The sequence below is a fragment of the Modestobacter sp. VKM Ac-2984 genome (assembly GCF_026967985.1).
Lineage (GTDB): Bacteria > Actinomycetota > Actinomycetes > Mycobacteriales > Geodermatophilaceae > Modestobacter.
Window position 1 is genome coordinate 1 of the sequence record NZ_JAPVBJ010000004.1, and the last position, 20,135, is coordinate 20,135.

Genomic DNA, 20,135 nt, shown 5'->3' on the forward strand with positions numbered 1-20,135 from the left:
AGGTGGTCAGCGCGGCACCGGTCACCACCCGGGAACACGACCGCGAGCTGATCCGGCCACTGGTCCGGGGCGGGGAGGTCCGACGACGCCCCTCTGTGGTGGGCTGGGTGGATCAGATCCGACTGACCGGGTGACTCAGCTCGCTGGTCCGTTCGTCCACCGGGGCAACGCCCAGGGCGTCCGTGCGCAGGGTGGGCGCTGCTGCAGCCTCGCTGATCACCGGACCACCCGGGGTGGCCCCAGGGGGGACGGTTGCCGTCCCTCCGGAACGCGCACGGTAGCGGCTGATCACCTTCCGGCCGACCAGCTGCCCGGGCTTCTCGATGCCGTGGTAAGTCACCGCGGCCAGGAGGAGCGTGAACCCGACCATGCCGGCGAAGAGCAGGAGCGGGGCGACCGAGGGCAGGGGCAGCATGAGCACCAGGGCGTGGCCCAGGTACACCGAGTAGCTGATCGTGCCCAGGTAGACGAAGACCCGCGGGTAGGAGAACCGCCGGAGCAGGAAGAGCACACCGAAGACCGCGTATGCCGAGCAGAAGGTCAGTGCCTCGGTCCACCAGCGGGGGACGGCACCGGTGATCGGCTCCGCCGCGCCCACGTGGTAGCAGAACTGGACCACGATGATGCTGACGAAGGCGAAGGAGAACACACCCGCAGCCGTCCGGCCGCTCAACTGACCGATGTCGTACCGGTACAGCGCTGTGCCGACGAACATGGAGCCCAGCAGCAGCATCGCGAACCACAGATCGTGCGGTCGGTTGAGCATGAGCAGCAGCACGGCCACGGTGATGGTCAGCCCGACACTGCGCTCGGCCCCGCTCTTCAGCCGTGGCGCGATCACCACGACGGCAAGCGCGATGAGGCCGAAGACCACAGCTGGCCAGCTGCGGATCTGCGTCTGCTGCAGGTATGCCGGCACGAGGGTGCTGCCGAGCACCAGGGCGGAGACCATGAGGCCCATCGAGATCCCGGCCGAACGACGGTGCCAGCCCAGCATGAACAGCACCGTCATCGTCAGGTAGAAGACCATCTCGTACCCGAGCGTCCAGGATGCGCCGATCACCAACGGCCGGTTGGCGAAGACCTGGAGCATCGTGGTGTTGAGCAGTGTGTCCGACACCACCCGGTAGCCCGGGGCCGGCGCGGCCCACGGGGTGGCATAGAGGAGCAGGCCGATCCCCAGCACGGCGAGGTAGAGCGGGAAGAGGCGGAAGGCCCGACCGATCCAGAACTCCTTGAGATCGCCGCGGCGCTCCATCGACGCGGGGATGATGAACCCGCTGCAGATGAAGAACACCAGCACGCCGAACTCACCCGGCCGCCACCAGATGTGCGAGAACTCGAGCACGCCGGGCCAGATCACCTCCGCCAGGTGCTGGACGGCGACCGTGAGTGCCGCGACGCCACGGAGTGCGTCGAGGAACTCGAGGCGGCCGTTGCGCATCCGCGACGCATGGACCTTTGCGCCGCTACCGGTGGTGGGGGCGACGGACTCGACGAAGGACACAGGCTCCTCGTTCCTCCAAGCGGTGACCGCGACGGTCCGCCCGCGCTGGGCTGGCTGACTTGAAGCGCTGGACCTTCCTGGTCACATGCGCCGCGCCTCAGCGGGACGTCCCGACGCTACCTCCCGCACGGGGCCGACGCGGGACCACTGAGTCAGTGTGGACGGATGTGACGGGACGGTCCAGATCGTGACGGACAGGCCCCGGATGCGAGAGGAGGGGCGGCCTGCACAGGCCGCCCCTCCTCTCGTGGTCCGGGGTCAGTCGGCTGGCGAGCCAGCACGGGGACCGTCGACCGGCAGCGGGTCAGCCGACGCGCGATCGCTCGTCGTCGGCAGCGCGTCAACGACGTCCCGGAGGTCTCGGACCTGCTCGGCCATGAGCGCCACGCTGTTCGCCGTCGCGGCCTGCAGGTGGTCGACCCGACTGATCAGCGGGGCGATCTGCCATGCGGTGAGTCGTTGCACCAGTCGCTTGACCGCCGGCACGCCGGGCCGGGTGGAGGTCGGCGGCGGGGTGACGTACGGCGGGACCCGGCGGACGAGCACCGCCGCGCGATCGAGGTCGTCGTCCCGGCGCCTTGCCGTCGTGGCGGTCGTCGCTGAGGAAGCCTTGCTGCGGGGCGCACCGCCCCGCAGCACCGCAGCTCGGCGGACGATCACCTGCTGCAGGTCGCTCCAGGGCAGCTCCTCCAGCTCGGTGGCGTCAGCAGCGGTGTCCGGGGGGTCCAGCGGGAGGCCGGCCGCGTCGGCCATCGCCTGGCCGAGGGCGTGGTCGTCGTCGACGAAGGTCACCCGTCGCTGCGCCGCCTGTTCCTCCAGGCCGCCCACGCGGGTGGCGATCACCTCACGGTCGAACAGTGCAGCCCGTTCCAGCACGCCCGAGGACCAGATCTCGCGGTAGGGGAGGACGACGACGTCCGAGGCGAGGATCCAGCGGTCGAACAGCTCGTCCGAGACGTAGCCGGCGTGCAGCGTCGTCCGCGGGTCGCTGTCGGTCAGCCACTCGAGCTCGTTGAGGTAGGCCAGGAACTCCGGCTCCTCCAGCCGGGTGGAGCCCACGACGTCCAGCCGAGCGTGCGGTGCGGAGCCCAGCCGGGCGAACGCATGGACTGCCCGGTCGAAGCCCTTGTGTCGCTGGATGAAGCCGATGCACAGGAACGAGAACGCGTCGGCGGCGATGCCCAGCGACTCCCGGGCCTGCTCACGGGTCATCGACGTCCGCGGGAGGAAGGCGTGCCCGTGTTCGGACAGCACGGTCCGGGAACGGTCCACGGGGACCGTCTTCAGGAACATGTCCCGTTCGGACTCGGAGTGGAAGACGATCCGGTCGACCTGGGAGAACGTGGTCCTGGCGGCCCGGCGGCGCACGGCCGAGGCATCCACCTCGGCGTACTCGTACTCGTGCACCCAGATCTCCACCTGGGGGACGAGCTTGAAGACGGCGGCCATCGCCAGGTCCACGGCGGACCGGTCACTGATCGAGCTGTTCCGGTAGAAGAACGCCGGGTGCCACTGGATGACCAGCTTGTCGAATCCCCGCACTCGACGGCTCATCGCCGCCCACGCGCGCGGACCGGCCATGAAGTCCAGGTGCTGGTGGGCGGCCGAGGGCTGCGGCGAGAGCACCACCACGTCGTGCCCCTCACGCATGAGCGCGGCCACCGACTGGGCGGTGTAGTTGGCGATCCCGTCCCGCTGGGGCGGATAGGGGCTGACCATGAGGATGCGCATCAGAGCCCTCCACCCGTCTCGGGGCTGCCGGCCGGCGCGAGCTCGGCCACGGTCCCGGCCGGTGCCGGTGTCCATTCGACGATGTTGCTCTCGATGCCGTCGAGGACGGTGTCCCACTGGTAGCGCGCGAGCACGTACTCCCGGCCGCGCACGCCCATCTGCTCGGCCAGGTGCGGGTGCTCCACCAGCACGGCGAGCGCCTCGGCGAACTCTTCCGCATCGTCGTAGACGAGCCCGCCCTGACTGGTCTGCACGTGGTGGCGGACGACGCCCCCCTCGGCGATCCCCACGACCGGCCGGCCTGCCAACCAGGACTCCATGATCGTCCGGGAGAACGCTTCGTACCGGGAGGGCTGCACGTAGGCCAGTGCGCCGGCGTAGGCGTCGTTGCGGTCCTCGTCGGGCAGGAAGCCGACGTCTATGACGCGGTCCTCCAGCCCGGCCGGCGGACGTACCTCGCCGGCGCCCATGGTGACCAAGCGGAGGTCCAATCCACGCTTCAGCACGGCCTGGCTGAAGTGGGTGAGCAGTTCGTCCCATCCCTTGGCCCCCTCACGGCGGCCGGCGTAGAGGACGAAGGGGCCGGTGATCCCGTACTTCGCACGGAAGCGGTCCGGGTCGTAGGACTCCGGCACCTCGACCCCACAGCCCACGACGGCGTGAGGAGCGAGTTGTGGGTGGATGGTGTGCGCCAACTCGTGCTCGGGCTCGGTCTGCAGGAACAGTCCGGCCACCCCGGAGAGCAGTGGCTTGTAGATGTCCTGGTAGGCGGCGGCCTCGTCGTGCAGGCAGGTCCACAGCAGCGACTTGCCCGGAGCCACCTGCGAGCAGGCGTAGGAGGGCCAGAAGAGATACGGGCCGAAGACCAGTGCGCGGTACTCGTCGGCGTGCAGCAGCAGGTGGTGGTAGAGATCCGGCACGCGGACGTCGTCGTTCATCCACCGCTCCTGCTCGGAGAGAGAGAGCCGGTCGCCGGCGAGCATCCGGTGTCCCAGCACCGAGCGCTCGGTGCCGGGTGTGGACTTGACCGCCTCGAAGCGCCGGACGGTCAGCCCGTCCTCCACCGCGGTGCCGACCGGCCGGTCGTTCTCCCAGGAGAAGTAGTCGGTGGCGGCCGTCGTGAGGATCTCGACGTCCCACCCACGCTCTTGCAGTCCCTCGGCGATGTGCCGGAGGACGATCTCTGCGCCGCCGACGATCTTGGGCCCGAACCGGGCCGGGACGATGCCCAGCCGGCCGGTTCGCTGGTCAGGGGTGATGCCGCTCATCGGATCTCCAGGGTTGGCTCGAGGAAGACCGGTCCGACCTGTTCCCGGTCGGAGCAGTTGGCCAGGCGGTGCTCCGGGGCGAGCTCCGTGCCCTCGAGACCGTGGACGGCCAGAGTGACGTGGCGCCCCTCGCCCGAGGCCAGGGCGGGCACGTGGGAGCGCGCCGGCCGATCGCCCTGGACCGGATCGAGCCGCTGGCTGGTGAGACGGCTGTCGAGCCCGTTCACCCGGTCGGTGGTGCGGCCGGTCGAGGGGACCCCGGCCCCAGAGGTGCCTGGCTCGTCGGGCAAGAAGTGGCCGTTGCGCATCCGGGCGCCGGGGTACGTCGCGAGGGCGACGTTCTCGACGGTGGTCAAGCGTCCTCATTCCTCTCGTGCTGGACGGTCGTCCGGGAAGAGCGACCGGACCCGCCCGGCAGGGGACAGGGGTGGCTCTGAGGTGGGCGGAGGTGGGCACGCTGGACCCATCGGGGCCGGCCGGCTCTCCCGGGACAGTACCTGCCGGAATGCCCCCGGAACGACCGCGGGAGACGGGTGTGGCCAGAGGTGCCAGAGGCACTCCAGCGGCTCCGAGGTCAGCCCACGAGTGCTCTGCGATAGGCCTGGACGGTCGCCTCGGCGCAGGCTCCCCAGGTGAAGGTGGCCGCCCGCTCGCGGCCGCGCTGGCGGGCCTCCTCGTCCTTCCCCGCGGCGCTGACCGCGACCAGCGCCGCGCTCAGCGCCTCGATGTCCGTGGCGTCGACGAGGTCCGCGCACGGTCCGAGCACCTCGCGCAGGGGTGGGATGTCGTTGGCGAGGACTCGCGTCCCGGCGGCCAGCGCTTCGAGCACCGGCAACCCGAAGCCCTCGTAGAGAGAGGGGAACACGAGTGCTGCGGCGCCGGCGACCAGGGACCGCAGTGTCTCGGCCGGCTGGTAGGGCAGCACCACCACGTCCTGGCTCGGGCGCACGACGTCGCCCCAGCCCGCCGGGCCGACCACGACCAGCGGGAGCACCCGCGATCGGCCGGCGGCAGCGTGCGCCTGCACCAGAGCGGTCAGGTTCTTGCGCGGCTCCTGTGTGCCGACCGCGAGCAGGTAGTCGGCCGGCACCCCGTTCTCAGCCCGCCACGCCTGGGTCGGCGGCCTCGCCCGGGACCAGGACGGGTCGACCCCCAGCGGGGTGACGTGCACCCGGCCGGGGTCGAGAGCCAGGTGTTCGACGACCTCGTCGCGCACCGCGTGTGTCGGCGTGAGCACGGCCGCGGCGGTGGCTGCCTGATCCTCGATCAACCCGCTCAGCCGGCGGGTGCGCTGGTGCACGGTCCCGGGGAGGCGGCTGAACGCCAGGTCGTGCACGGTGACCACCCGCGGCGTGCGACGCGCCGGGGGGCCTGTGAAGTTGGTGGCATGCAACACGTCCCCGCTCGGGAGCAGCAGCTCGGCCGGCGGCCAGGCCGTCGCGGCCCAGGTGCGCTGCAGGATCCGGGCGGGAGCGGTCCGCCTCACCCAGTCGCCGGGCTGCACGTCCACCGGGCGACTCCCGTGGCGGATGGTGAAGGCGTAGAGCCGTGGGACGACGTCGGGACGTGTCCTCAGTGCCTGGTAGAGGTGCGCAACGTACTGTCCGATACCGGTGCGCGGCCCGAGAAGGGGCGTTCCGTCCAGGATCACGTCCATGTCGCGACCACCCTAGAGGCTCGGTGCCGATGGTCGCTCGGGACGACGGACTGCCCTCGAGGGCGTCTGCCGCCCGCCGCCGGACCGCGAGCAGCCCAGCGGTCGGTCGGAGGGGAGCAGTGATGGATCGCCACTCGTATTCTCGGCAGACTCAGCGTTGGAGGATGGAAGGTCAATGACAACCACGGACTTCGACGCCCCGGCCCCCCGCGGTGCGTCGGCGCACTCGCTGGACGAGGCCCCGACGACCCCTCGCGTGGACGCGGTGGAGGCCCTGCCGATGGAGCGGGTCAACCCGCCGCGCACGTTCTTTCGGGGGTCGCTGAAGGACCTGGCGGACATCTTCAGGTACCGGGAACTGCTCTCGCAGCTGGTCCGCAAGGAACTCAAGGTCAAGTACAAGGACAGCGTCCTGGGGTTCTTCTGGACGCTGGTCCGCCCGATGACCCAGCTGGTCATCTACTACGTGGCGTTCACCATCTTCCTGGGCAACCAGCAGCCGGCCTATGCCATCTTCATCTTCTCCGGGCTGGTGGTCTGGGGGCTGTTCACCGACATCCTCGGTGGCTGCACCGGGTCGATCGTGGGCAACGGCGGCCTCTTGAAGAAGACCTACTTCCCGCGCGAGATCTTCCCACTGTCGGTGGTCGGCGCGGCTCTGGTGAACTTCGGTCTGCAGCTGTTGGTCCTCTTCGCCGCGCTGGGCTTGGCCGCGCTGACCGGTTTCCAGGTGGTGCCGACCTGGGACCTCGCGCTGGTCCCGCTCGCGCTGGTCGTCTGCCTGACCTGGGGGCTGGCGCTGGGGCTCTTCCTGGCTGCGGCCACCGTCTACTTCCGGGACCTCCAGCACCTGATCGAGATCATCACGCTGGCGCTCTTCTGGATGGTGCCGATCGTCTACCCGATCGTGCTCCCCATCAACAACTTCTCTGAGAACGGGAACAGCGTCCTGCTCGACCTCTATCTCGCCAATCCCATGGTGAACGTGGTGGCCGCCTTCCAGCGGGCCTTCTACACGATGGGTCCCGAGTACACCTTCGCCGGGAACTTGTGGGGCCGGCTGGGTGTCCTTCTGCTGGTCGGTCTCGGTCTGCTGTGGCTGGCCCAGCGCTACTTCGCCCGCACCCAAGGCGACTTCGCCCAGGAGCTGTGACATGACCACCGTGATCCGCGTCAACGACGTCAGCAAGAAGTTCTCGATCAACGTCAACAAGTCGCTCAAGGAACGGCTGGTCAACTCCCGGCAGACCAAGGAGAAGCGGCAGGAGTTCTGGGCACTGCGGGACATCGACCTGTCCATCGACGCCGGGACCTCCATCGGCCTGATCGGGCACAACGGGTCAGGGAAGTCGACTCTGCTCAAGGTCATCGGCGGGATCCTCAGCCCGTCGTCGGGCTTCGTCGAGCGCCGCGGCCGGCTGGCCGCACTGCTCGAGCTCGGCGCCGGGTTCCACGGCGACCTGACCGGCCGGGAGAACGTCTACCTCAATGCGTCCATCCTGGGGCTCAGCAGAGCCGACACCGACCGGTACTTCGACGAGATCGTCGACTTCTCGGGCATCGAGGAGTTCCTCGACACGCAGGTGAAGTTCTACTCGTCCGGCATGTACGTCCGGCTCGCCTTCTCGGTCGCGGTGCACGTCGACCCGGAGATCCTGCTGATCGACGAGGTGCTCGCCGTCGGTGACGAAGCCTTCCAGCGCAAGTGCCTGGACAAGATCCGGGAGTTCATGCGCGAGGGGCGCACGATCATCTTCGTCACCCACGGGCTCGATCTGGTGCGCGACCTGTGCGACCGCGCCGTGCTCCTCGACCACGGGGTCATGCAGTACGACGGTGCCCCGACCCAGGCGATCCGGATGATCCGGGACACCTGGGACGAGGAGGCGGAGGCGGAGGCTGAGGCAGCGGCGGAGGCGGCGGCGGAGGAGGCGGACGTGGCGGAGGCCGCCGGCGCGGTGGATGCGCCGACCTACACGCCCATGCGCATCTCCGACGTCGTCATCACCAACGGCCGGGGAGAGCCGAAGGACACCTTCTCCCCGGGGGACCCGTTCGGCGTGGAGTGCACGGTGACGTCGAGCAAGCTGGTCACCGACTGGGCGGTGGGCATCAAGATCGAGAACCACATGGACCAGAACTGCTACGCCTCCAACACGCACCTGATGGACCTGCAGCTCGACCCGATCGAGGGCTCCCGCCGAGTGAGCTTCAGCTACGAGTCGATCCCGCTGGTCGACGGCGGTTACCACGTGACCCTGGCCACGCACGGCGTCAACGGCCCGCACTACACCCGGGTGGCCCGGATCAAGAACTTCAAGGTCATCGACACGGAGTGGCAGGCCGGTCTGGTCCGGATGCCCGCGCGTGTCTCCGTGCAGCCGATCGAGGCGCCCGACGTCACGGTGCGGTGACCCGCCGTCCTCCGCGCGCGGTGCCGACCGCCTTCGGGCAGGTCTCGGCCTGCCTCGCGGATCGGCTCGGACGTGGATGAGAACACGGCGGGCACGGTTCACGTGCGTCCATTTCCGGCTCGGCTCTGACGCCGTGCGCGGCGTCGGCGCACCGGAGGGCGGCTGCCGTGCGGGACACGGCATGCCGGACACTCAGCGACGGGACGGAGGCTGCCGGTGACGGACGGCCTGGTAAACGGTGAGGGGACCGAGTGATGGTCAAGCGCAAGCTCAAGCAGGCTCTGGGTCGGATGGCTCCCGGATTGGTCGAGGACCGCACGATCCTGCGCGACCTGTCCGCCGACGTCCGGAAGGTCGGGCCGCAGCTCGAGGAGCTCCGGCAGGAGTTCCGGCAGGAGCTCCGGCAGGAGCTCCAGCAGGACGTCCGGCAGGCGCTCCTGGACCTGACCGAACTGGTGCACCAGGTGGACGGGCGGGTGAACCACTTCCAGCAGTTCGACTTCCGGCTGCAGAAGCTGCGCGCACTCGCCGCCCAGGTGGAGCCTTATCAGCCGGCCTACGGGCTCCCGGGGGTCATCGCCGACCCGGCCCGCGGCAGCATCGACCGCTGCCGGGCCATCGAGAACCACTTCGCCGGCACGCTGCGCGGCAAGCGTCTGCTGGACGTCGGCTCCTCCCTGGGCTTCGTCTGCTACTGGTTCGCCGACCGGGGCGTGACGACCGAGGGCTGGGAGTTCAACCCGGGCAACGTCGAGGTGTCCACGCTGATCGGTGAGCTCAACGGCGTGCCGACCACGATCCGGGCGCGCGAGTTCAACCGGGACAGCGTCATGGCCATCGCGCCCGGTCAGTTCGACGTGGTGACCCTGCTCAGCGTGCTCCACCACGTGGTGCACCACCAGGGCCTCGACGAGACCAAGGCGCTGGTCAAGGAGCTGCTGGACCGGGTGCCGACCCTGGTGCTCGAGCTGGCCGTCAAGGGGGAGGACCCGGACCTGTTCTGGGACGCCTCCCTCCCCGAGGACGAGCTGGACGTCCTGGAGCTGGTGCGCGACCAGGTCGAGGTGGTCCCGCTGGGCCAGTTCGGCACCCACCTGTCCGACCGGTCGCGACCGCTCTACGTGGTCAGCCGCAAGGACACCGTGACGGTGAACAACCGGGTCTACGCCTACTCGCACGACCGGGCCGAGGCCTACGCCAACTCGTGGGCGGTGCACGACCACGAGGACCGCCGCTACTACTGGGGCGACGACTTCATCATCAAGCGCTACGCCTTCTCCGGGCCGGAGTCGGACAACGCCCGGCTCATCGCCCGGGAGATCGCCACGCTGCTGTCCCTGCGCGACCTGCCCGAGGTGCCGCAGCTGCTGGACTTCGAGGTCTCTGGCGGGCAGGCCACCCTGGTGTACGCCCGGGCCGCGGGCGACCTCTTCGAGCCCGGGACGGGACAGTCGCCCGAGGTCGTCCGCCAGGTCGTCGACCACGTCGTGGCCGCACTGCGGGCGCTGCGGGAGCGCGGACTGTTCCACAACGACGTGCGCAGCTGGAACGTGCTGTGGGACGGCAGCCGGGCGACGCTGATCGACTACGCCGACGCCGGCCCGGTCGACGACGACGGTGACCTGGTGTCGCTGCTGTGGGCCGCGCACGCGCTGTCCACGGGCACCCGTGAGCCGGTGGAGAAGGGCAAGAGCCAGCTCCCTCCACGCGAGACGCTGGGTGCGGAGCTGTGGCCGCTCTACGACCAGGTCGCCGCCGGGACGCGGGACGTCGCGGCGCTGACCAGCTGACGCGCATGCGGGTCGGGCTGCTCCTGGAGCAGGTGCTCTCCCCGGTGCCCGGCGGCACCGGCCGCTACGCGGTCGAGGTCGCCGGGGCGCTGGCGGCGACCGGGGGACCGGGCACCGAGGTGACCGGCTGGACGGCGTGGCACCGTCGCGTCGCGGGCGCCGTCGTGCCCGGGGTCGGCGGGCCGCACCGCCTGCCGTTGCCCCGGCGTCCGCTGGTGGCGGCCTGGGAGCGCGGGCCGTTGCCCGCGCCCCGCGGGGTCGACCTGGTGCACGCCCCGACTCCGCTGGCCCCGCTCGGCGGCCGGCGGCCGGTGGTGGTCACCGTGCACGACGCCGTGCCCTGGACCCATCCCGAGACGCTGACCCCCCGCGGCGTGCGGTGGCACCGGCGGATGATCGGGCGCGCCGCGTCCTCGGCGGCGGCGGTGGTCGTCCCGACCGAGGCGGTGGCCCGCGAGCTGCGGCGACACCTGACGCTGCGCTGCCCGCTCGTGGTCGTCGGCGAGGGCGTCTCCGGCCGGCTGACCCTGCCCTCCGACGCGCTGGCGCGGCAGGCCGCGCTGGGGCTCACGCCCGGCGGGTACCTGCTGACCACCGCGACGCTGGAGCCGCGGAAGGGGCTCGACGTGCTGGTGGGCGCCCTGGCCGGGGCCGGTGCGCCGGACCTGCCGCTGGTCGTCGTGGGCCAGCCCGGGTGGGGCGACGTCGACGTCCCGGCGCTGGTCGCTGCCGCCGGGCTGCCCGCCGGCCGAGTGCGGACACTCGGTCGGGTGCCGGACGAGGACCTCGCGGCCCTGCTCGGCGGGGCGACGGCCCTGGTGGTGCCCAGCCGGGCCGAGGGCTTCGGCCTGCCGGTGCTCGAGGGCATGGCCGCCGGCGTCCCGGTGGTCACCTCCGACGACCCCGCGCTGGTCGAGGTGGGTGGCGGGAGCACCGTGGTCACCCCGGTCGGTGACCGGGTCGCGCTCGCCGCCGCGCTGGGTCGGGTGGCCGGTGACGAGCAACTCCGCCGCGACCTGGTGCGCCGCGGCCGGACCCGGGCAGCGGACTTCTCGTGGACCGGCGCGGCCACCCGACTGTGGGAGCTGTACCGCGAGCTGGTGCCGACGGGGGCAGGTTAGGCTCCCCCGGTCGTCCGTGACCGGCTGGAACCGGTCCGTACCGGTCGGCGCCTGTCGCGAGCGTGCCGTCCCGCCCACACCCGACCGCCGCCCCGCCCCCAGGAAGGACCGCGTGTCCGAGGTCATGCCGCGTGTGCTCGTGGACGCCACGGCGGTGCCTGCCGACCGCGGCGGCGTCGGCCGCTACGTCGACGAGCTGCTCCCGGCCCTGGTCGCTGCGGGTGGTGACGTCGCGGTCGTCTGCCAGGAGCGGGACCGGGTGTTCTACACCGGGCTGGTGGGCGCCGAGCGCGTGAGCACGGCACCCTCCTGGGCGGCATCGGTGCCTGGCCGTCTGGTGTGGGAGCAGCTGCGGCTGCCTGCCGCGGGCCGGGCCGCTGGGGCGAGGGTGCTGCACTGCCCGCACTACACGATGCCGCTGGCCGCCCGGCTGCCGGTGGTGACCACCCTGCACGACGCCACGTTCTTCACCGACCCTGCCGTCCACGTGCCGGTCAAGCGGCGGTTCTTCCGCACCTGGACCCGCGTCAGCCTGCGCCGCGCCCGGCGCGCGGTCACCCCGTCGGCGGCCACCCGCGACGAGCTGGTGCGTGTCGCGGGCGCACGCCGGGACCGGGTGGACGTCGCGCACCTGGGCGTCGACGGCGCCCGGTTCCACCGGCCGACCGAGGCCGAGGTGAGCCGGGTTCGGGCGACGCTGGACCTGGCGGACGTCCCCTACGTCGCCTTCCTCGGCACGCTGGAGCCGCGCAAGAACGTGCCGGCCCTGGTCCGGGCCTGGGTGCGGGCCAGCGCCGGTCGCACCACGCCGCCTGCCCTGGTGCTGGCCGGCGGGCGGGGGTGGGACGAGGAGGTCGACCGGGTCGCCGCCGAGGTGCCCGCCGGCCTCCGGCTGCTGCGCACCGGGTACCTGCCGCTGGATGATCTGGCCGGCCTGCTCGGCGGTGCCGAGCTGGTCGCCTACCCCAGCCTGGGCGAGGGGTTCGGCCTGCCGGTGCTGGAGGCGATGGCCTGCGGTGCCCCGGTGCTCACCACCCGGCGGCTCGCGCTGCCCGAGGTGGGTGGCGACGCCGTGGCCTACTGCGAACCCGACGTGGCCAGCATCGAAGCGGGCCTGCGGGCGCTGCTGGACGACCCGGCCCGGCGGACCGGGCTGGCCGCGGCAGGCCAGGCGCGGGCAGCGGAGTTCACCTGGGCGGCGACCGCCCGGGCGCACCTGGCCAGCTACCAGCGGGCCGTTCGATGACCCCTCCAGAGAGCGCCGTGCCCACCGTCCCCGACGACGAGCTGCTGACCGTCGTCGTGGTCACCTACTCGCCCGGTGGGACGCTGGCTGCGTTCCTGGACTCCCTGGCACTGGCGACCACCCGCCGGTACGAGGTGGTGCTGGCCGACAACGGCTCCACCGACGGGGTGCCCGAGCAGACGGCCCGGGAGCGCCCGGAGGTCCGGCTCCTGCGGACCGGCGGCAACGTCGGGTACGGCGCCGCGGCCAACGCCGGGCTGGCCCACCTCACCTCCGGCCATGCGTTGATCGCCAATCCCGACGTCCGCTTCGAGCCCGGGGCGGTCGACGAGCTGCTGGCCGCGGCCGTGCGGTGGCCCCGGGCGGCGACGCTCGGCCCGGCCATCCGGACGCCGGAGGGGACCATCTACCCCTCTGCCCGCGAGCTCCCCTCACTGTCGACCGGTGTCGGGCACGCCCTGCTCGGCTGGGCGTGGCCGGCCAACCCGTGGACGGCCCGGTACCGCCGGGAGCACGAGGAGATCGTCGAGCGTCCGGCGGGCTGGCTCTCGGGCAGCTGCTTCCTGGTGGACGTGGGCGCCTTCGCCTCGGTGGGTGGCTTCGACCCTGGCTACTTCATGTACTTCGAGGACGTCGACCTGGCCCGCCGCCTGGGTCAGCGAGGGTGGCTGCAGGTGTACGTGCCCACCGCTGTGGTGACGCACGAGGGCGGGCACGCGACGAAGCGCTCGGCCCACCAGATGCAGCGGGTGCACCACACCAGCGCGCTGCGGTACCTGTCGGCTGACTACCCGCGACGCCGGCACGCCCCGCTGCGGACGGTGCTGCGGGCCGGACTGGGCGGCCGGATGCTGGTCTCCTACGTCAGCAGCCGGGTGGACGAGGGTGCGCAGCCGCAGCAGACGGTCGATGAACTCCCGGCCCAGCGGAGCCGTCGGCGCCTCCGCCGCGGCTGACCCGAGCCCTGCACCACGACACGATGACGACTGAGGACGGACGACCATGCGACACGCGGTGATCATGGCGGGCGGATCCGGCACCCGGCTCTGGCCGCTGTCCCGGGCCGAGCGCCCGAAGCAGCTGCTCGACGTGGTGGCCGCCGAGGACGGCTCCGCGCACAGCCTGCTGGCCGAGGCGTTCACCCGGCTGCAGGCGGTGCTGCCCACGGAGCAGATCTGGGTGTGCACCGCGGCCCGGTACGGCGACCAGGTGCGGGCCGCGCTGCCCGAGCTGCGTGCCGACCGGCTGGTGCTGGAGCCGGTCGCCCGGGACACCGCGAACGCGGTCGGGCTGGCCGCCGCACTCGTCGCCGACGTCGACCCCGACGCCGAGCTGGCCGTGGTCAGCGCCGACCACGTGATCCGGCCGGTCGAGCGGTTCGCCGATGCGCTGCGCACCGCCTACGACCTGCTCGCCGTCCGGCCGCGGGCGCTGGTGACGCTGGGCGTCACCCCGACGTCGCCGGCCACCGGGTTCGGCTACGTGCAGAAGGGCGCGCCGACCGAGGTGGCCGGTGCGAGCGAGGCGGTCTCGTTCCGGGAGAAGCCGGACCTGGCCACCGCCGAGCAGTACCTGGCCAGTGGTGAGTACGTCTGGAACTCGGGGATGTTCGTCTGGCGGGCGCAGACCGTCCTGGACGCACTCGCCGACCACCTGCCGGAGTCGGCCGCCGGCCTGGGGCGCATCGTCGCCGCGCCGGCGGGTCCTGAGAGGGACGCGGTGCTGGTCGAGGTCTTCCCGACCCTGCCGAAGATCAGCGTCGACTACGCCGTGCTGGAGCCGGCCGCCGCGGAGCCGGGCCGGGTGGCCGTGGTCGACCTGGACGTCGACTGGCTGGACGTCGGCTCGTGGCCGGCGCTGGCGAACACGCTGACCGCGGACGACGCGGGCAACGCCACCCGCGGGCTGACCGTCCTGCTGGACAGCTCTGGCAACGTCGTGCTGAGCGACGACCCGGAGCACCTCGTCGCGCTGGTCGGTGTGCGCGACAGCGTCGTGGTGCACACCGCGGACGTCACCATGGTCTGCCCGGTCTCCGACGCCGAGCGGGTCAAGGCGCTGCTCGGGGCGGCCCAGGAGCGCTTCGGGGCGAGGTTCAGCTGACCCCTCGGCCGGCTCGCGCTGGCTGGTTAACCTCGGCGGCATGAAGAACCTCGACGTCGCCGCTGTCGTCACCGGAGGGGCCTCTGGCCTCGGTGAGGCCACCACCCGAGCGCTGACCGCCGCCGGGGTGGCGGTCACCGTCCTGGACCTGCAGGAGGACCGCGGGCACGCGCTGGCCTCCGAGCTGGGGGGCCACACGACCTTCATGCGCACCGACGTCACCGACGAGGCGTCGGTGCAGGCGGCGATCGAGGACGCGACGGGGAAGGACCGGCCGCTGCGGATCGCGGTCAACTGCGCCGGCATCGGCTGGGCCCAGCGGGTGCTCGGCCGCGACGGCGCCCCGCACGACCTGGCGCCGTTCACCCGCACCGTGACGGTCAACCTGATCGGCACCTTCAACGTGCTCCGGTTGGCCGCCGCCGCGATGGCCCGCACCGAGCCCGACGAGGACGGCGAGCGGGGTGTCGTCGTCAACACCGCCTCGATCGCCGCGTACGACGGCCAGATCGGGCAGATCGCCTACGCCGCGTCCAAGGGCGGCATCGTCGGGCTGACCCTGCCGGCGGCGCGCGACCTCTCCTCCGTCGGCGTGCGGGTCTGCACGATCGCCCCCGGCCTGGTCGACACCCCGCTGCTCGCCTCGCTGCCCGAGGAGGCCCGGACGGCGCTGGCCGCCGGCATCCCGTTCCCCAAGCGGCTGGGCCGCCCCGAGGACTTCGCCGAGCTGGCGCTGGACATCGTGCGGCACGGCTACCTGAACGGTGAGGTCGTCCGGATGGACGGTGCGCTGCGGATGGCACCCCGCTGACGGCAGCACGTGCCGGAGGGGACGCAGTGGGGGAGCTGTCGGTCGTCGAGGCACCGGCGCACGACCAGGTCTGGACGCCGGACTGGCCGCTGGACGTGCGCCGGACGCTGTCCCGGGACCGCCGGGGCACCGGCGACCCGACGCTGCGCTACGCCGAGGACGGCGTCTGGCGGACGACGACCACCCCCGACGGCCCGGCCACCGTGCGGCTGACCGGAGGGGCGTCGGCCATCCGGGTGCAGGCCTGGGGACCAGGCGCAGCGTGGGCGGGTCGGCGCGCGCCCCGCTGGCTGGGTGCCGACGACCGGCCGGAGGACTTCGACCCGACCCGGCACCCGCTCGTCACCCGGTTGCACCACGGGGCGCCGTGGCTGCGGCTGGGCAGCACCGGGCGGGTGTGGGACGCCCTGGTGCCCGCCGTCCTGGAGCAGAAGGTGACCGGCATCGAGGCGCACCGCACCTGGCGGGAGCTGCTGCGGCTGGCCGGTGAGCCGGCGCCCGGCCCGGCGCCGGCGGGGATGCGGGTGGTGCCCTCGGCCGAGCGGGTGCTCGCGGTCACCGACTGGCAGTGGCACGGCTGCGGGCTGGACGGCGCCCGCCGCCGGTCGCTGCGGGCGGTCGCCTCGGTCGCGTCCCGGCTGGAGGCCAGCGTCCACGACGACTGCGAGGACCTGCGCCGCCGGTTGCAGTCGGTGCCGGGCATCGGCGGCTGGACCGCGGCCGAGGTGGCCCAGCGCGCCGTGGGCTGCCCGGACTCGGTCAGCGTCGGTGACTACCACCTGAAGAACCTGGTGGGCTGGTCGCTGGCCGGCCGGAAGACCGACGACGCCGGGATGCTCGAGCTGCTGGAGCCCTGGCGCGGGCACCGGCAGCGCGTCGTCCGGCTGCTGGAGATCGGCGGCAGCATGCCTCCCAAGCGGGGCCCCCGGATGGCCCCCACCCAGTACCGCTCGATCTGAGTCCGGTCAGCCGCCGAGCAGGCCCAGCAGGTAGTCGCCGTAGCCGCTCTTGGCCAGCGGCTCGGCCGCGGCGCGGAGCCCCGCGTCCTCCAGCCAGCCGTTGCGCCAGGCGACCTCCTCGATGCAGCCGATCTTCAGCCCCTGCCGCTCCTCGACCACCGAGACGAACTCGGTCGCCTGACGCAGCGAGGCGAAGGTGCCGGTGTCCAGCCAGGCGGTCCCACGGTCCAGCACGGTGACGGTGAGCCGGCCCTGCCGCAGGTAGTGCTCGTTGACGGCGGTGATCTCCAGCTCGCCCCGGGCGCTCGGGGTGATGCCGCGGGCGACCTCGACGACGTCCGGGCCGAAGAAGTACAGCCCCGGGACGGCGTAGGAGCTCTTGGGCACCGCCGGCTTCTCCTCGATGGAGAGCACTCGGCCGGCGTCGTCGAACTCCACGACGCCGTAGGCCGCCGGCTCGGCGACGTGGTACGCGAAGACGTGCCCACCGTCGGGCTCAGGCAGCCGGGACAGGGCGGTGCCCAGGCCGGCGCCGTAGAAGATGTTGTCGCCCAGCACCAGGGCGGCCGCCTGGCCGTCGAGGAACTCCGCGCCGATGAGGAACGCCTGCGCGAGCCCCTCGGGCCGGGGCTGCACCGCGTACTCGATCCGCATGCCCAGCCGGGTGCCGTCACCGAGCAACCGGGCGAAGGAGTCGCGGTCCTCCGGGGTGGTGATGACCAGGACCTCGCGGATCCCGGCCATCATCAGCGTGGAGAGCGGGTAGTAGATCATCGGCTTGTCGTAGACGGGCATGAGCTGCTTGCTCACGCCGAGGGTGATGGGCCACAGTCGGCTGCCGGTTCCACCGGCGAGGATGATCCCGCGCACCCGGCGACCTTAGGTGTCGGGCGCCGTGGAGTGGGAGTGCCGCTCACCCCGGTGGATGAGGTGCGCCGTGGCACGCCCCACCGTCCGCCGGCGTCGCCTAGCGTCTCGGGCATGCGCGTCTTCGTCACCGGCGGTGCCGGCTTCATCGGTTCGCACTACGTGCGCACCATGCTCTCCGGCGGGTACCCGGGCTTCGAGGACGCCGAGGTCACGGTCTTCGACAAGCTCACCTACGCCGGCAACCTGGCCAACCTCGCCCCGGTCTCCGACAGCCCGCGCTACCGGTTCGTGCGGGGCGACATCTGCCTCGCCGCGGACCTGGACGCCGCCCTGCCCGGGCACGACATGGTGGTCCACTTCGCCGCGGAGTCCCACGTCGACCGCTCGATCACCGGTGCCGCCGGCTTCGTGCTGACCAACGTGCTGGGCGCCCAGCAGGTGTTCGACGCCGCGCTCCGGCACGGCGTCCGCCGGATCGTGCACGTCTCCACCGACGAGGTCTACGGCTCGATCGACGAGGGCTCGTGGACCGAGGACCACCTGCTCGAGCCCAACTCGCCGTACTCGGCGGCGAAGGCGGGCAGCGACCTGATCGCCCGGGCCTACGCCAAGACCTACGGGCTGGACGTCTCGATCACCCGGTGCAGCAACAACTACGGGCCTTACCACTTCCCGGAGAAGGTCATCCCGCTGTTCGTCACCAACCTGCTGGACGGGCTCACGGTGCCGCTCTACGGGGAGGGCGCCAACGTGCGCGACTGGCTGTTCGTCGACGACCACTGCCGGGGGATCCAGCTGGTGCTGGAGAAGGGCCGGCCGGGGGAGTTCTACAACATCGGCGGTGGGCGGGAGCTGTCCAACAAGGAGCTCACCGAGCAGCTGCTGGCGGCCACCGGCCGCGACTGGAGCCACGTGGAGAACATCGTCGACCCGCGCGGCGGCGGTCACGACCTGCGGTACTCCGTCGACCACTCCAAGACCGCTGCGCTCGGCTACGCCCCGCGCATGAGCTTCGAGGACGGTCTCGCACTGACCGTCCAGTGGTACCGGGACAACCGGGCGTGGTGGGAGCCGCTCAAGGCCGCCGCGGCGACCGCCCGCTCGTGACCGCTCCGACCTCCTGGCTGGTCACCGGCGCGGGTGGGCAGCTGGGCACCGACCTGCAGGCGGTGCTGGCGGCGGACCGTCCGGACGACACCGTGACCGCGCTCGGCCGGGCCGAGCTGGACCTCACCGACGAGGCCCAGGTGCGCGCGCGGGTCCGCGGGTGGCTGGACCTGGCCCGGACGGCCGGTGCGCGGCCGGTGGTGGTCAACGCCGCCGCCTACACGGCGGTGGACGCGGCCGAGGACGACGAGGCGACCGCGCTGCTGGTCAACGGGGCCGCCCCCGGCTGGCTGGCCGAGGAGCTGGCTGGAGCGGGCCGGCTGGTGCACGTCTCCACCGACTACGTCTTCGCCGGCACGGCCAGCACGCCTTACCGGGTCGACGACGAGCCCGCACCGCGGACCGCCTACGGCCGGACGAAGCTGGCCGGGGAGCGGGCGATCGCGGCGGTGGACGACGACGCCGTCGTCGTCCGGACCTCCTGGGTGCACGCCGCGCACGGCAGCAACTTCGTGCGCACCATGCTCCGGCTCGAACGCGAGCGGGACACCGTGTCCGTCGTCGACGACCAGACCGGCAGCCCGACCTGGTCGGCCGACCTCGCCCGCGGGCTGGTCGAGGTGGCGCTGGCGCCGGCCCGCGGCCTGCTGCACGCCACGAACGGCGGCGCGACCACCTGGTTCGGGCTCGCCCGGTTGGTCTTCGAGCTCGCCGGCGCGGATCCGGGGCGGGTGCAGCCGACCACGACCGACGCGTTCCCCAGCCGGGCGGTGCGCCCTGCCTACAGCGTGCTGGACCCCGCCGCCTGGGTGGCGGCCGGGCTGACGCCGCTGCCGCCCTGGGCGACCTCCGTGCGCTCCTGCGTCGACCGGCTCGGCGCCCTCCGCAGCTGACCCGGGTGGGGTCGGAGCCACGCCCCCGGCCCCGAGGGGTCAGCTGCCGCGCAGCTCCGCGTACCGAGCCTCGCACTGGGCCATGGTGGGCAGCAGACCCTGCTCACGGGCTGCGGCGAGGGTGGGGGCGGCGAGGTCCTTGGCCGACAGCTCGAAGTCGACGTCGGTCGGCCAGGGCAGGTCCAGCTCGGGGTCCATCGGGTGCACGCCGAACTCCCGGCCGGGGGAGTAGCCGGTGGACACCAGGTAGGTGACCGAGCTGGCGTCGGCGAGGGAGACGAACGCGTGCCCCAGGCCCTCGGCCAGGTAGACCGCGCGCGGCTGCTCGCTGTCCAGCAGCACCGAGTCGTGCACGCCGAAGGTCGGCGAGCCGACCCGCAGGTCGACCACGATGTCGAGCACCTTCCCGGCCGGGCAGTAGACGTACTTGGCCTGGCCGGGCGGCACCGAGGCGAAGTGCACGCCCCGCAGCGCGCCGCGGGCGGAGACGCTGTGGTTGGCCTGGGCGATCCGGAAGCCCGGGCCGATCGCCTCGGCGAGCACGTCGGCGCGGAACCACTCGGTGAACCGGCCGCGGGCGTCGCCGTGTGGGACCAGGTCCAGCGCGTAGGCGTCGGGGACGGCGAGTTCACGGATCTGCACGGGTCGACGCTAACGA

18 protein-coding genes are annotated in these 20,135 nt (G+C 72.3%); 11 read left to right on the forward strand and 7 right to left on the reverse strand.

What is annotated here, in order from left to right; all coding sequences use genetic code 11:
- Positions 1 to 112: 112 nt before the first annotated feature.
- The 5 genes from O2W16_RS09780 to O2W16_RS09800 all read right to left on the reverse strand — a co-directional run bounded on the left by O2W16_RS09780 (position 113) and on the right by O2W16_RS09800 (position 6,163).
- On the reverse strand, positions 113 to 1,444 hold the full coding sequence (locus O2W16_RS09780) for an acyltransferase family protein (protein WP_269158636.1): 1,332 nt from the start codon (positions 1,442 to 1,444) through the stop codon (positions 113 to 115).
- Between the two features lie 321 nt (positions 1,445 to 1,765).
- The gene (locus O2W16_RS09785) at positions 1,766 to 3,238 is read right to left on the reverse strand and encodes a glycosyltransferase family 4 protein (protein ID WP_269158637.1); all 1,473 of its coding nucleotides are present in this window, start codon (positions 3,236 to 3,238) and stop codon (positions 1,766 to 1,768) included.
- A complete protein-coding gene (locus O2W16_RS09790; RefSeq protein WP_269158638.1) occupies positions 3,238 to 4,506 on the reverse strand; it encodes a glycosyltransferase family 4 protein in 1,269 nt (422 codons plus the stop codon). Before O2W16_RS09790 ends, O2W16_RS09785 begins: the two co-directional genes overlap by 1 nt.
- Complete coding sequence (locus tag O2W16_RS09795) at positions 4,503 to 4,862, reverse strand: hypothetical protein (protein WP_269158639.1); 360 nt, start codon at positions 4,860 to 4,862, stop codon at positions 4,503 to 4,505. The genes O2W16_RS09790 and O2W16_RS09795 overlap by 4 nt, the downstream gene beginning before the upstream one ends.
- Before the next feature lie 218 nt (positions 4,863 to 5,080).
- A complete protein-coding gene (locus O2W16_RS09800; RefSeq protein ID WP_269158640.1) occupies positions 5,081 to 6,163 on the reverse strand; it encodes a glycosyltransferase family 4 protein in 1,083 nt (360 codons plus the stop codon).
- Positions 6,164 to 6,338: 175 nt separating this feature from the next.
- Here O2W16_RS09800 and O2W16_RS09805 point away from each other — a divergent pair, with 175 nt between their 5' ends.
- The 9 genes from O2W16_RS09805 to O2W16_RS09845 all read left to right on the forward strand — a co-directional run bounded on the left by O2W16_RS09805 (position 6,339) and on the right by O2W16_RS09845 (position 16,607).
- Complete coding sequence (locus tag O2W16_RS09805) at positions 6,339 to 7,316, forward strand: ABC transporter permease (RefSeq protein WP_269158641.1); 978 nt, start codon at positions 6,339 to 6,341, stop codon at positions 7,314 to 7,316.
- 1 nt (position 7,317) lies between these two features.
- Complete coding sequence (locus O2W16_RS09810; protein ID WP_269158642.1) at positions 7,318 to 8,577, forward strand: ABC transporter ATP-binding protein; 1,260 nt, start codon at positions 7,318 to 7,320, stop codon at positions 8,575 to 8,577.
- Positions 8,578 to 8,831: 254 nt separating this feature from the next.
- Positions 8,832 to 10,367 carry a phosphotransferase gene (locus O2W16_RS09815; protein WP_269158643.1) on the forward strand — a complete coding sequence of 512 codons (1,536 nt, stop codon included), beginning with the start codon at positions 8,832 to 8,834 and terminating at the stop codon, positions 10,365 to 10,367.
- 5 nt (positions 10,368 to 10,372) lie between these two features.
- Positions 10,373 to 11,488 carry a glycosyltransferase family 4 protein gene (locus tag O2W16_RS09820; RefSeq protein WP_269158644.1) on the forward strand — a complete coding sequence of 372 codons (1,116 nt, stop codon included), beginning with the start codon at positions 10,373 to 10,375 and terminating at the stop codon, positions 11,486 to 11,488.
- A gap of 112 nt (positions 11,489 to 11,600) precedes the next feature.
- Positions 11,601 to 12,734, forward strand: a complete 1,134-nt coding sequence (locus O2W16_RS09825; RefSeq protein ID WP_269158645.1) for a glycosyltransferase family 4 protein — start codon at positions 11,601 to 11,603, stop codon at positions 12,732 to 12,734.
- Positions 12,731 to 13,690, forward strand: a complete 960-nt coding sequence (locus tag O2W16_RS09830; RefSeq protein WP_269158646.1) for a glycosyltransferase family 2 protein — start codon at positions 12,731 to 12,733, stop codon at positions 13,688 to 13,690. Before O2W16_RS09825 ends, O2W16_RS09830 begins: the two co-directional genes overlap by 4 nt.
- A gap of 46 nt (positions 13,691 to 13,736) precedes the next feature.
- Positions 13,737 to 14,837 (forward strand): mannose-1-phosphate guanylyltransferase, encoded by a 1,101-nt coding sequence (locus tag O2W16_RS09835; RefSeq protein ID WP_269158647.1) that lies wholly within the window; start codon positions 13,737 to 13,739, stop codon positions 14,835 to 14,837.
- Between the two features lie 40 nt (positions 14,838 to 14,877).
- Positions 14,878 to 15,648, forward strand: a complete 771-nt coding sequence (locus tag O2W16_RS09840) for an SDR family NAD(P)-dependent oxidoreductase (protein WP_269158648.1) — start codon at positions 14,878 to 14,880, stop codon at positions 15,646 to 15,648.
- A gap of 26 nt (positions 15,649 to 15,674) precedes the next feature.
- On the forward strand, positions 15,675 to 16,607 hold the full coding sequence (locus tag O2W16_RS09845) for a DNA-3-methyladenine glycosylase family protein (RefSeq protein WP_269158649.1): 933 nt from the start codon (positions 15,675 to 15,677) through the stop codon (positions 16,605 to 16,607).
- Positions 16,608 to 16,613: 6 nt separating this feature from the next.
- Here the strand turns inward: O2W16_RS09845 and rfbA are convergent, their stop codons facing one another.
- Positions 16,614 to 17,477, reverse strand: a complete 864-nt coding sequence (gene rfbA, locus O2W16_RS09850) for a glucose-1-phosphate thymidylyltransferase RfbA (protein ID WP_269158650.1) — start codon at positions 17,475 to 17,477, stop codon at positions 16,614 to 16,616.
- A 111-nt stretch (positions 17,478 to 17,588) separates the two neighbouring features.
- On the opposite strand from rfbA, the gene rfbB reads away from it, so the two are divergent.
- A complete protein-coding gene (gene rfbB / locus O2W16_RS09855; protein WP_269158651.1) occupies positions 17,589 to 18,584 on the forward strand; it encodes a dTDP-glucose 4,6-dehydratase in 996 nt (331 codons plus the stop codon).
- A complete protein-coding gene (rfbD, locus tag O2W16_RS09860; RefSeq protein ID WP_269158652.1) occupies positions 18,581 to 19,477 on the forward strand; it encodes a dTDP-4-dehydrorhamnose reductase in 897 nt (298 codons plus the stop codon). The genes rfbB and rfbD overlap by 4 nt, the downstream gene beginning before the upstream one ends.
- A gap of 39 nt (positions 19,478 to 19,516) precedes the next feature.
- Here the strand turns inward: rfbD and O2W16_RS09865 are convergent, their stop codons facing one another.
- Positions 19,517 to 20,119 carry a dTDP-4-dehydrorhamnose 3,5-epimerase family protein gene (locus tag O2W16_RS09865; protein ID WP_269158653.1) on the reverse strand — a complete coding sequence of 201 codons (603 nt, stop codon included), beginning with the start codon at positions 20,117 to 20,119 and terminating at the stop codon, positions 19,517 to 19,519.
- Positions 20,120 to 20,135: the final 16 nt, after the last annotated feature.

Excerpts from the sequence above, each read along its gene's own strand:
- O2W16_RS09780 (WP_269158636.1), bottom strand. The coding sequence starts at position 1,444 with ATGCGCAACGGCCGCCTCGAGTTCCTCGACGCACTCCGTGGCGTCGCG.
- O2W16_RS09785 (WP_269158637.1), bottom strand. The coding sequence starts at position 3,238 with ATGCGCATCCTCATGGTCAGCCCCTATCCGCCCCAGCGGGACGGGATC.
- O2W16_RS09790 (WP_269158638.1), bottom strand. The coding sequence starts at position 4,506 with ATGAGCGGCATCACCCCTGACCAGCGAACCGGCCGGCTGGGCATCGTC.
- O2W16_RS09800 (WP_269158640.1), bottom strand. The coding sequence starts at position 6,163 with ATGGACGTGATCCTGGACGGAACGCCCCTTCTCGGGCCGCGCACCGGT.
- O2W16_RS09805 (WP_269158641.1), top strand. The coding sequence starts at position 6,339 with ATGACAACCACGGACTTCGACGCCCCGGCCCCCCGCGGTGCGTCGGCG.
- O2W16_RS09810 (WP_269158642.1), top strand. The coding sequence starts at position 7,318 with ATGACCACCGTGATCCGCGTCAACGACGTCAGCAAGAAGTTCTCGATC.
- O2W16_RS09815 (WP_269158643.1), top strand. The coding sequence starts at position 8,832 with ATGGTCAAGCGCAAGCTCAAGCAGGCTCTGGGTCGGATGGCTCCCGGA.
- O2W16_RS09820 (WP_269158644.1), top strand. The coding sequence starts at position 10,373 with ATGCGGGTCGGGCTGCTCCTGGAGCAGGTGCTCTCCCCGGTGCCCGGC.
- O2W16_RS09830 (WP_269158646.1), top strand. The coding sequence starts at position 12,731 with ATGACCCCTCCAGAGAGCGCCGTGCCCACCGTCCCCGACGACGAGCTG.
- O2W16_RS09835 (WP_269158647.1), top strand. The coding sequence starts at position 13,737 with ATGCGACACGCGGTGATCATGGCGGGCGGATCCGGCACCCGGCTCTGG.
- O2W16_RS09840 (WP_269158648.1), top strand. The coding sequence starts at position 14,878 with ATGAAGAACCTCGACGTCGCCGCTGTCGTCACCGGAGGGGCCTCTGGC.
- rfbB (WP_269158651.1), top strand. The coding sequence starts at position 17,589 with ATGCGCGTCTTCGTCACCGGCGGTGCCGGCTTCATCGGTTCGCACTAC.